This window comes from Microcoleus sp. AT9b-C3, from assembly GCF_036705485.1.
In the GTDB taxonomy this organism is placed as follows: Bacteria; Cyanobacteriota; Cyanobacteriia; order Cyanobacteriales; family Microcoleaceae; genus Microcoleus.
On record NZ_JAUBUR010000074.1, the window covers coordinates 1 to 9,756 of the forward strand.

The 9,756-nt window shown below is 45.2% G+C and carries 12 protein-coding genes and 2 pseudogenes; 8 read left to right on the top strand and 6 right to left on the bottom strand.

What is annotated here, in order from left to right:
* Positions 1-633: 633 nt before the first annotated feature.
* The 5 genes from QUB77_RS30700 to QUB77_RS31895 all read left to right on the top strand — a co-directional run bounded on the left by QUB77_RS30700 (position 634) and on the right by QUB77_RS31895 (position 3,701).
* Positions 634-1,224, top strand: a complete 591-nt coding sequence (locus QUB77_RS30700) for a ParA family protein (protein ID WP_333180804.1) — start codon at positions 634-636, stop codon at positions 1,222-1,224.
* Positions 1,221-1,472: a hypothetical protein gene (locus tag QUB77_RS30705; protein WP_333180805.1), complete on the top strand. Its 252-nt coding sequence runs from the start codon at positions 1,221-1,223 to the stop codon at positions 1,470-1,472. Before QUB77_RS30700 ends, QUB77_RS30705 begins: the two co-directional genes overlap by 4 nt.
* A 32-nt stretch (positions 1,473-1,504) precedes the next feature.
* On the top strand, positions 1,505-2,542 hold the full coding sequence (locus QUB77_RS30710) for an SDR family oxidoreductase (protein WP_333180806.1): 1,038 nt from the start codon (positions 1,505-1,507) through the stop codon (positions 2,540-2,542).
* A gap of 297 nt (positions 2,543-2,839) precedes the next feature.
* The gene (locus QUB77_RS30715) at positions 2,840-3,412 is read left to right on the top strand and encodes a transposase (RefSeq protein ID WP_333180807.1); all 573 of its coding nucleotides are present in this window, start codon (positions 2,840-2,842) and stop codon (positions 3,410-3,412) included.
* The gene (locus QUB77_RS31895) at positions 3,327-3,701 is read left to right on the top strand and encodes a transposase (RefSeq protein WP_445251791.1); all 375 of its coding nucleotides are present in this window, start codon (positions 3,327-3,329) and stop codon (positions 3,699-3,701) included. The genes QUB77_RS30715 and QUB77_RS31895 overlap by 86 nt, the downstream gene beginning before the upstream one ends.
* On the opposite strand, the gene QUB77_RS30720 is transcribed toward QUB77_RS31895, so the two are convergent.
* Positions 3,676-4,412 (bottom strand): IS1 family transposase gene (locus QUB77_RS30720; protein WP_445251792.1). Its coding sequence is split into 2 segments (ribosomal slippage): positions 3,676-4,119 and positions 4,122-4,412, totalling 735 coding nucleotides; the frame shifts between segments, so codons are not numbered across the junction. The two genes, QUB77_RS31895 and QUB77_RS30720, sit on opposite strands and share 26 nt — an antisense overlap.
* A gap of 724 nt (positions 4,413-5,136) precedes the next feature.
* Here QUB77_RS30720 and QUB77_RS30725 point away from each other — a divergent pair.
* Positions 5,137-5,838, top strand: a complete 702-nt coding sequence (locus QUB77_RS30725; protein ID WP_333180808.1) for an alpha/beta hydrolase — start codon at positions 5,137-5,139, stop codon at positions 5,836-5,838.
* A 237-nt stretch (positions 5,839-6,075) separates the two neighbouring features.
* Positions 6,076-6,460: pseudogene (locus tag QUB77_RS30730) on the top strand (IS701-like element ISAcma42 family transposase); the annotation flags it as partial.
* Positions 6,461-6,511: 51 nt separating this feature from the next.
* Here the strand turns inward: QUB77_RS30730 and QUB77_RS30735 are convergent.
* Positions 6,512-6,838 carry an IS66 family transposase gene (locus tag QUB77_RS30735; protein ID WP_333180810.1) on the bottom strand — a complete coding sequence of 109 codons (327 nt, stop codon included), beginning with the start codon at positions 6,836-6,838 and terminating at the stop codon, positions 6,512-6,514.
* A 125-nt stretch (positions 6,839-6,963) separates the two neighbouring features.
* Here QUB77_RS30735 and QUB77_RS30740 point away from each other — a divergent pair, with 125 nt between their 5' ends.
* Positions 6,964-7,251, top strand: a complete 288-nt coding sequence (locus tag QUB77_RS30740) for a hypothetical protein (RefSeq protein WP_333180809.1) — start codon at positions 6,964-6,966, stop codon at positions 7,249-7,251.
* Positions 7,252-7,727: 476 nt separating this feature from the next.
* On the opposite strand, the gene QUB77_RS31900 is transcribed toward QUB77_RS30740, so the two are convergent.
* From QUB77_RS31900 to QUB77_RS30750, 4 genes and pseudogenes are all read right to left on the bottom strand, one after another.
* Positions 7,728-8,087 carry a hypothetical protein gene (locus QUB77_RS31900; RefSeq protein ID WP_445251793.1) on the bottom strand — a complete coding sequence of 120 codons (360 nt, stop codon included), beginning with the start codon at positions 8,085-8,087 and terminating at the stop codon, positions 7,728-7,730.
* Between the two features lie 8 nt (positions 8,088-8,095).
* Complete coding sequence (locus QUB77_RS31905) at positions 8,096-8,353, bottom strand: hypothetical protein (RefSeq protein WP_445251794.1); 258 nt, start codon at positions 8,351-8,353, stop codon at positions 8,096-8,098.
* A 15-nt stretch (positions 8,354-8,368) separates the two neighbouring features.
* On the bottom strand, positions 8,369-9,001 hold the full coding sequence (locus tag QUB77_RS31910; protein WP_445251795.1) for an IS1634 family transposase: 633 nt from the start codon (positions 8,999-9,001) through the stop codon (positions 8,369-8,371).
* A gap of 685 nt (positions 9,002-9,686) precedes the next feature.
* Positions 9,687-9,756, bottom strand: a pseudogene (locus QUB77_RS30750) (photosystem II protein D1); the annotation flags it as partial.

The following is a 9,756-nucleotide window of genomic DNA, read 5'->3' on the forward strand; positions in this document are numbered from 1 at the left end:
TTTCGTTATACTCCCTCCATTTTCCACATCCATTGACTACTTTTTGTCGGTAGTCTAGACTGTAAGCCATTTTTTTTAAATTAACTATTTTTATCGATTTTATCATGATCTTGCCTCTGTCTCACATTTATTTGAAATGACTATATCGACGAACGCGGTTGTTTTTGTCAAGCAGAGTCGTGACTGTTTAATTATGGATTGCCGAGCGCAAATTGCTGCGCCGATTCGAGGGATTTCTTAATGCGGCGGTTGAGAGCGATTTCCTACGGAATAGCTTCGCCACGCGCGCTCATCACTATGTGCCAGTTGCATAAGTCTTGAATTATTCAACCAGACATCTAGACGTTTAGATGATTAAATTAGCCGCAGGTGACGGGGCCCACGACAGTATCACACCTTCGAGAGAGCGAATGGGGGGCAAACTCTTGCAGTGCAGCAACTGCTTGATTTTTGGGAAGATCCACCGCTTCCACTTCCACAGAAACGAGCGCTACGTTGTTATCGTTAATTAGCCGAGCCCACCCAACACATAACTGGCAAGATACAGCATCATTTTAAACATTCAGTCATTCAGACATCTAGACATTTAGATGACTAGGGTAAAGTTGAGTTAATCAACGTATCGATAAACCTATGATCGTGACAATCGCCTCCTTCAAGGGCGGAGTCGGAAAGACAACCACAGCGCTGCACTTGGTGGCTTACCTACAAACCAAAGCGCCCACGCTATTGGTAGACGGCGACCTCAACCGCAGTGCTTTGGATGGGGCAGCGCGGGGTTCCCTCCCGTTCAAAGTGGTGGATGAAAAGCAAGGAGTTCGCTTTGCCAGAGATTACGAGCACATAGTGATAGACACGCCGGCTCGACCCGACCCCGATGAACTCAAAACTGTAGCTGAAGGTTGCGACTTGCTGATGAGGCCGAGTTCTCCCGATGGGATGGCGCTTACCGCGATGGTGCAAATGGTGGAAGCTCTGCATTCCCTCAAATCGAATTACCGCATTTTGCTCACCCTCATCCCGCCTCTTCCGAGCAAAGTCGGGATAGAGTCTCGGAGAACCATTGAGAAAGCCCAGTTGCCAATATTCAAAGCTGAGGTCAGGCGGCTGGCAGTATTTCAAAAAGCAGCCCTCGCCGGGGTTCCCGTAAGTGCTGTCAAAGATGCCTACGCCAAAGCTGCTTGGGGTTGTTATGCTGCTGTCGGCAAGGAGATAATGCCGTGAGCCGCTTTGATGATTTACTGAAGGCGAAGAAACTCAAACCAGGTGAACCCGATATCGCCCCCGCACCAACTCCGGCGTTACCCAAAAGCAAAGACCCAAACTTTGTCAGGGCTACTGTTTACCTGCCCAAACAAATGCACCGCGACCTCAAATCTGCTGCCGCACAATCAGGTGAAGAAATCAGCGAACTCGTTGAAAAGTCCGTCGCTCAATACCTCCAGCAGCTTAGTGGTAATAAGAACGCTTGAACGTTTGGGTGTTTTAACATTTGAACGTTTGAATGTTTATTGAATCTACTGGAGTTATTTCCCCCGTCTATCGCTGTCTGGAAGCAAGCGTACTGGTGGTAAAAAACTCAGGACTTACGCAACTATCACACGCGGTGCTTAGCAAAACTAGAGCGAGAAGGTTTGGAGGACAGAGCCTTGAGCGGCAGGGAAATTTGTACGTTCAGGTGAATCGCCGGTTTATAATCGAACAGCTCAAACCGTCATTTAGAATCAACCCCAGAATCAACTCCCTCTCAATACACAAGTTTTACCCTCAACAACCGCAGGACTCATCCAAAATGCAAAAACTAGAAGGAAAAGTCGCTCTCGTTACGGGTGGCACCAGCGGCATCGGTCTTGCCACTGCCAAGCGCTTTGTCGCCGAAGGAGCGTATGTCTTCATCACAGGTCGTCGTCAAACTGAATTGGATGCCGCCGTGAAAGAGATTGGTGAAAAAGTCACTGGTGTTCAGAGCGATGTCTCTAATCTGGCAGATCTCGATCGCCTGTTCGCCACGATTAAACAAGAGCAAGGTCGCCTCGATGTAATCTTCGCCAATGCGGGCGGTGGAGAAATCGCCCCACTCGGAGCAATCACCGAAGAACACTTTGACAAAACGTTCAACACTAATGTTAAAGGTGTGCTGTTCACCGTGCAGAAGGCATTGCCTCTGTTACCAGAGGGCGCTTCTATCATCCTCAACGCCTCGACTGCTTCTACCGTGGGTACTCCAGCCTTCAGCGTTTACAGCGCAACCAAAGCCGCCGTGCGATCTTTTGCCCGCAATTGGACACTCGACCTCAAAGAGCGCAAGATCCGAGTTAACGCCATTAGCCCAGGCGTAGTTCCTACTCCTGGTTACAATCTTTTGGGACTGAGCGACGAGCAAGTGCAGGAATTCGTGGATAGCCAAGCCGTCAACATTCCATTAGGGCGAGTCGGCACACCCGATGAAATTGCCAAAGCCGTTGTTTTTCTCGCATCCGATGATAGCAGCTTTGTCAACGGCATCGAGCTGTTTGTTGATGGCGGTATGGCACAGATTTGAAGCGCTCTAAGCACATCGGGCGAAGCGCTGCTTAGCGCAACTCCGTCTTCTTCAATCTCAACAGCCACAGGACTTACACGGTTACGCTATGTGTAACGTACTAACTAATGAGTTGGCGAACGCTTAGGAACTGAGAGGCGCTCGCCAGGTACCAGTTGCATAAATATTGAATTATGCACCCAGACATCTAGTACAGCTCGGCGTAAATACACAGACTATTAAAGAGCCAAGACTGTACCCTTACAGCACTTCCGGGTGTTATGAGGTACAATAAGAATAGATTAAAAAAATACACCAATGAAAGCATATTCAGTAGATTTGCGAAAAAAAATAGTAGCAGCCCATCAAGATCAGAGGCTGTCGATCAGAAAAACAGCAGCGATATTTTCCGTCAGTAAAAGTTTAGTTCAAAAACTGGTCAAGCAACAAAAAATAGAGGGAAATTTACAGCCGAAACCCAGGGGGAAACCGAGATACAGTCATTTGAATAATTCCACAGCAGAGTTAAAAGAAATAGTGGCAGCACATCCCGATGCAACCTTGGTAGAATTGTGTGAGTTATTCGCCCAAAAGACCGGAAATTGGGTAGGCAGAACAGCCATGTGTAACGCGTTACAGAAGTTGGGATTAAATCGTAAAAAAAAACAGTCAGGAGTAGCTTTCGCAGGCACAGAAAGAGTCATGAAGTTAAGGTTAGAGTATTGGGAAAAAGTCAAGGATATCGAGCCAAAAAATCTAGTCTTTTTAGATGAGACTGGAGTATTGCTAGGTTTAACCAGAACTCATGCACGTTCCCAACGAGGCAAAGCGAGCCTATGCGGTCAAACCTTTTTATCGAGGCAAGAAAGTCACAGTAATTGGTGCAATTAGTTTCCAGCGAGTAGTGGCATTAATGACCATCGACAACTCGATGGATAGCCAAGCATTTGAGGTGTTTATCGCTCAATGTTTAGTGCCACAATTGTGGTCGGGAGCAGTAGTAGTGATGGATAACTTACCAGCGCATAAAGTAGATTCAATTAAGCCTATGATTGAAGCGGTGGGTGCTTCTATCTTGTGTTTGTCCCCATACTCTCCTGATTTTAATCCGGTAGTCCTTTTTTGTAAAGGACAGAGAAAAACAATCTATCTTGTTATGCAATCCCCATTTTTTTTCTGACTTGTTGGTTATATTCGTGGATGAAGTTCCAGATTGCCCCGATATGATTTTCTAGCTTTTTCGAGAATGATAATGTTTTTCTCACTAACCTTGATATTCTCTGTCTTAACGTGTTGTTGAGCCTTTCAATATAATTCGTTAATCCGGTCTCCAATCCTTGCGCAAAATGCCTTTTGCTTGGCACTACCTTTTCATACGCCTCCCACATGTCTGTATACACCTTGGCGCACTGCTTATATACCCCTGGTAATGAATCCCAGAGTTGTCTGGCTGATGCCCGTGAACGCTCTCCAATATTACATCCGATGATTTCTCTGGTTTGAGCATCGAGCGCAATCCAGACCCATTGTTTGTTTCCTTTATGATCCACAAACGACCACAACTCATCCATTTGAACCGTCAGCTTCCATGATTGCTTTTGGCACTACTTCTGCTTGCTGCTCTACATGCTTGATAATATTTGTTCGCATAGTTTTGGAGCCAGCTTGCTGACACACATACTGTTCTGACTATTCCGGCTAAGGGGAATTTCTCCAATAACAATAAATTTACCAATGCGATGATGTCTTTGTCTTTTGGTTTCCACTGTGGATCCTCCACAAACTGTCTCCCACAGTCTCGACATTTATGGTTTTGTTTTCCTCTGCGCGTTGTCCCATTTTTCATAATGTCATCAGATCCACAGGTCGGGCAACTTAGATCGAGTTTCATTCAATCATTCCTCTGTCGCGATCGTCGATAGATTATACTATTTTTCTCCGCCCTTTACGAAAAAGCACTACCGATAAACTTATAACCCTAAGTTCAGGAGAGCCTATTAACTACTGAAGAGCCAAGCTTTTTGAGCAGCAATTGCTGGAATTAATAAATCTTCCAGGTAATTTGCGAGCGCTTCATTTTCTCTTTGGGGACTATTTTTTGTCTTGGCACAATCTCGGTTAATTCGTTTTTTGCGAGTCATAACTGGTTCAACTATGGCTAAACTGCTTGCCAGATATATTTCAGCCTATTTTACGTTTTTTGGTCTACCCCAAGAAACAATTTGCACTTTTTCTTAAATTGTCACAAATGGATTAAGGGTGAAAATATCGGGAGCGCAATGGAATATTGAGAACGTTTCCTCTATCCTGGCTCTTCGCTGTGCTTATCTCAACGGTCAACTTTCAATTTGATGTATGTGCCAAAGTGAGATGCACCCAGAGCGTAGGCGGGAGGCGGGACGCGGGAGATGTAGAAGGTAGAAGACAGAAGGAATAGAAGCGAACAAATTTCGGGAAATATGGTTACTTATTTTTCCAGTCAAGATCGAGAAAAAGTCTCGATCGAGATTGTCGGTGTGACGCGGGCACAAATTACACGGGCGACCTTGTAGAATATAACTGCTGCATCTATAATATACAAATCTCGAAAAAATAATTTTAATCTAGTGGTGAATATGAAGTTAACAAATTTTGTATCGATCGGCATTGCCCTATTTTTAGGAGCAAGCGGGAGCATATTATCTAGCAGCACTAGAGCATTAGGGGCAGAAAAAGTTGTCCTCACATTTGGCCCGATCAGACAAGCCATCAATATCAGCGACTTAGAAGACTTTGCTAAAAACGGCACGAGGACGCCAACCCTCCAACAAATTATCCGGTTCTCCAAAATGGACGCGCAAATACTGCGGGGGTTCATGGGTTTAGAAATGGGTTTAAAGCCTGCTAATCTGGCGAGGGTAGTTTACAGCACCCCAGGCGAAAAAATCACTGACGACATCGGTCAAGCAATTCGGACTCAGCGCCGCACAGAAAGCGGGAAAGCTTTGCGGGCAGCGCTGATCCTGGCATCCGGAGATGACGGTAAGGTATCGCTGCTGGAAATCCTGAAAAAGTATCCTCTCAACGAGGTTTACGTAGATGTTGCCAGCCTTCGCACCGCTGTTGGGAAAGTTCAGAGTATAGCTGGAACTCTGCAAAGCCTGCTTCAAGACGTGACGAGATCGACAACTCGCACAAGTGAAACAACTCGCCCCGAAAGTCTGATCGAACCTCGCCGCAGCGTGCAGCCAACAACTCCCCCTTCAGCGCCGCGCCGCGCCGCTCCCTTGCCAGCACCCGCACCGCAGCCTGTGATGCCGGTCAGAGGGCTTTGGTGAACTACCTACACCAACTTCACGGAGCAGTATGGTGTAGGCTTCTTTCTTCACGGGGGATTGCCTAGACGAGGGTAGATTGTTTACGTCCAGATCGTTTTGCGCTTACACCCCACATTCGGCACCCCAACTGTCACATGGGGTGCGGGCGGGCTGTAAATTCCTAGGACTTACGCATTGACTGAATAACAAAATAGTGCATTGATAAATAGGGGTCGTTTACTTTCTAGGTATCGGACAATCAGAAAAATTACTAAACCATCGACAGCACAATGCCATCTAGACCTCTACACCTTATTTTTGCTGTCAGAGCCAAAGTTTGGGGGGTGCAGTCGGCTAGCAGAGGTATTAGGAAATCTTTCACATGATAGCGTCAACCGTTTTTTATTGAGAGAGAGATACGAACCGAAAGATTTATTCAACATAATGCGTGAAAATCATTAACTTAGTAGGAGGGATACTAAGTGTAGACGATACCGTCATAGAAAAGATTTACAGTCATCCCAAAAATGCCGAATTAATCAGTTATTTTTGGTCAAGAAAAGCCCATAAAACTATTATTGGCTTAAATTTAATAACGCTATATTACAGCGACCTTAATGGTAATTCAGTCCCAATAAATTATATCATGTCCGGTCGATTGACCGCGATAAGGTAGACAGTTAATTGTAAGGATTCAGGTCTTTGATTCGGGAATCACAGAAGGCATGAAAAAGTTACAAGAATGGGCAGATAGAGCATCACGGAAAAAAGCCATTGCGCGAATGCCTTGAAACCGACAAGTCTGAATCACAGATAACAAATCAGCAGTTTGTTCAAATCGAGACATCGAGCGGGAACCGCCAGATACTTTACGTTGAGTCACGGCTAGTCTCAAAGAACGTTCTGCCAAATTATTGTCAGGAGTAATGGAAGGGTGGTATAAAAAATACCACCATTGGTGGGCTTTCTCACGCAACGAGCGCAGCAACAGTCGAGCAGCTGGTTGACTGACAAAAGTCAGTCAAGATCGGGATAAAAGCTGACCCCGACTGGATTAAATAGAAAAAGAGGGAGAAACTGTTTTTAACCAAAAAACCAGTATGAATCGAAATGATCGATCGCCCCTCTCATCTTCATCATAAACTAATGAAATTCGCAGGTCAATACAGTCAGTGGTCAGATTTAAGACATCTAGGAGTGATGTGTTGGATGATGGTTGGTTTGATTGTAGAAGGCAAGGTAGTTTCTAATGCCTTCAATACGGATGCTGCTTCGATAATTGGAGTGATTAAGATAAATTCTTTTAGTGGCATCGATTTTACCCTCACTGATCCACAAATCAATACCAGTTTACTTGATTTGGCGCTTAACCGAGAAGTATTGATTAATGACCCTGAGATGCGGCAGTACACAGATTTTGCAGTAGCTTCGTAGCACTTCAGGTATGGGAAAATTAAAAACCTCGATCGCACAGCTATTGATGGTTATTTATTGAACAATTTTTTTTTGAAACATTAGTGTACTTAGCACCATATTCTTCTCTACCTAAATGGAACTTACCCCGCACCCTTTGAAAGTTGCATTTCAAACCCCCATCAGTCGGGCGATCGGACTTGAGCCAGGGTTCGCTACATGACTACAATGTCAGTGAAACCTCTAGCAAATCCAAGGCTTTCTGCTGTAAAGAACTCGGTATCGTCAGTTTGTCAAAGCTAACTGAAACACCCCCCAATTTAGGCTGCACCCAGTTTTTAGTAATCGTCGCCAAATTAGTCAGCCATGTCCGAAAACTTTGAACTGGAAAACACTAAGAATTACGTTTTGTTGAAGCTTTCCGCCTAGCCGGAGTCTCAGATTTATTCGGGACAACGATTGAAGTAGGGTCAAGAGGCTCTAACCAATCTTCCTCGTCAAATAGCAGCGACGCTAATTTCTCCCGCATATGCCATTCCACGTAATAAGCCAACAGGCATAAAAACACGTGCGCTCGCACCCGATGAGCTTGCGCGATGATAAATCGGACGCACGTTCAAATCGATAGTTGTATAACAGCGAAATGCCTGCTCTAATTGAGACAGACTTTTATAAGTCTTCACCGTTTTTGAGTCATCTAAAACCGACTCTGAAACCGAAGTGCGAATCACATACATCCCATCTAATTTAGCTTCCGCTTCAATCTTATCACTGTTTCGTTCGTAACTGAAAGTGTTGTCGGTAATTAACAGATGAAAATGCTTTGCTACCTGGTAACGATTAATGATTTTTCCCACTCTCACCCCTATTTTTTCGGCTCCCACCAGCCGACGATGCGAGCGAGTTGTCGCGCCGTGAAAATTTTGTCGAACTCTTTCTCTGTTGCTTGTAGCAACGCTTCTCTGGTGGTAGCTCGTTCTTCGGCTAAAAAAGGATTGCGACAAGCGATTAACCTCTCTCCTGGATAATCAGGGGATTGAATGGCAGCTAAATCTTTTTGGTCAAACAGTGACAGTTGTATCGCTTTTTGCTCTACTAATTCTCGGATTTGTGGTGCTCTCAATGCTGTAATCCAATCTCAACCTTCTACCCTTTTTAATTCTTCTTCAATCCGTGCCGAAGTAAGTACACCCCCATCGCCTACCAATACTAGCTGTTGAATGCCAAATCGAGTGCGGACTTTTGCCAGTATCGGACTTAAGGTTGTGGCATCGTTGACATTGCCTTCAAAAACTTCGACAGCCATCGGGCAGCCAGCAGCATTACCAAGTAATCCAAAAATGATTTGTAATTTCCCTCTCTTTTTGTCCCGCCAATAGCCGTATTGAGCCAGGGGACAGGTGGTTCCTTCAAAATATGTGGAGGTAACGTTGTAAAGAATTAGGCTCCCTTCACATAGGTGTTTTGCTGCGATTCTTTGTTCGATTTCTGCTTGTCTTTGTGACAACCAATCCATTGCTTCATAAAGTTCGTCAGCCGAAGCATCTTGAACTTTTAAGGTTTCACAAACTGTGCTGTTACAGGTATCTGTGGATAGCCCGCGTTTGCTAAGGGCTAATTTTGAGGCGAGGTCGATAATTCGTGCCACTATCATCGCGGTGACTAGATCTCGTTGGCGACTTGCTCGCTCGCTAATTAATGATTCTAGTCCGATATTTTTGAGCGTGCCTAACACGGTGGCTACATGACCGTGGGGTAAGGAACGTTGGATGTCAAAGGCGGATTCTCAGCTAGAAATAGCGGTGCCACCTTTGAGCAAAATTCGCAGTCCTTCAATGGCATCATCCGGCAATTTCCAGAGGTTAGCTAGGGTGCGCTTGCGCACTTTTCCATCCTCTCGATCAGACTAACGTAAGAGGACAGCGGGTGGGGAATTGCGGTTGGGGACTCTTTCGATGTGTATGACTACAACTCTCTCACCCTCTGACTCTAAAAAGTCTTAAGAAAATCTAAAATTACATAGCTACGCGAGCGAGCCGATCGAATCGGCTAAACCTATAGCTCATATGCGCGAGAGTTCCACGGAACTACTTAGCAAGGGGGTAAGTTCCCCCTAAACAAGCTTGGCGTTGCTGATTTACGGTATGAAAGGCTAAATATACCAGTGATAGAAACCTGTATCGACAAAGCTTGGGAATTTTCAACTGATTTTTTCATACCCTGATTAAGCAACGCCACAAGCTTGAGCCAAGAAGAGTCTTGGTTAAAGAGTCGAACCCGCCAACAACTGCAACAGTTTGATTGTTTACGTTCTGGTAATTGAAGATGTCTTAGGTCAAGCGTCCTAACTGCCTTAGCGGCTGCGATACTTCCCATCCCCGCAGTAAAAATATTTTTCCCCAAACAAAAAGCGCCCCTATTTCTAGGAGCGCTATTTGTCAATCAAAGACTAAAACTTAGCCATTGATAGAAGGAGCAACCAAAGCTACGGGAGTTGTTTCACCAGCAGCCAAATCAAGCGGGAAG

Excerpts from the sequence above, each read along its gene's own strand:
- QUB77_RS30740 (WP_333180809.1), top strand. The coding sequence starts at position 6,964 with ATGAAATTCGCAGGTCAATACAGTCAGTGGTCAGATTTAAGACATCTA.
- QUB77_RS30715 (WP_333180807.1), top strand. The coding sequence starts at position 2,840 with ATGAAAGCATATTCAGTAGATTTGCGAAAAAAAATAGTAGCAGCCCAT.
- QUB77_RS30725 (WP_333180808.1), top strand. The coding sequence starts at position 5,137 with ATGAAGTTAACAAATTTTGTATCGATCGGCATTGCCCTATTTTTAGGA.
- QUB77_RS30710 (WP_333180806.1), top strand. The coding sequence starts at position 1,505 with ATGTTTATTGAATCTACTGGAGTTATTTCCCCCGTCTATCGCTGTCTG.
- QUB77_RS30700 (WP_333180804.1), top strand. The coding sequence starts at position 634 with ATGATCGTGACAATCGCCTCCTTCAAGGGCGGAGTCGGAAAGACAACC.
- QUB77_RS31895 (WP_445251791.1), top strand. The coding sequence starts at position 3,327 with ATGCACGTTCCCAACGAGGCAAAGCGAGCCTATGCGGTCAAACCTTTT.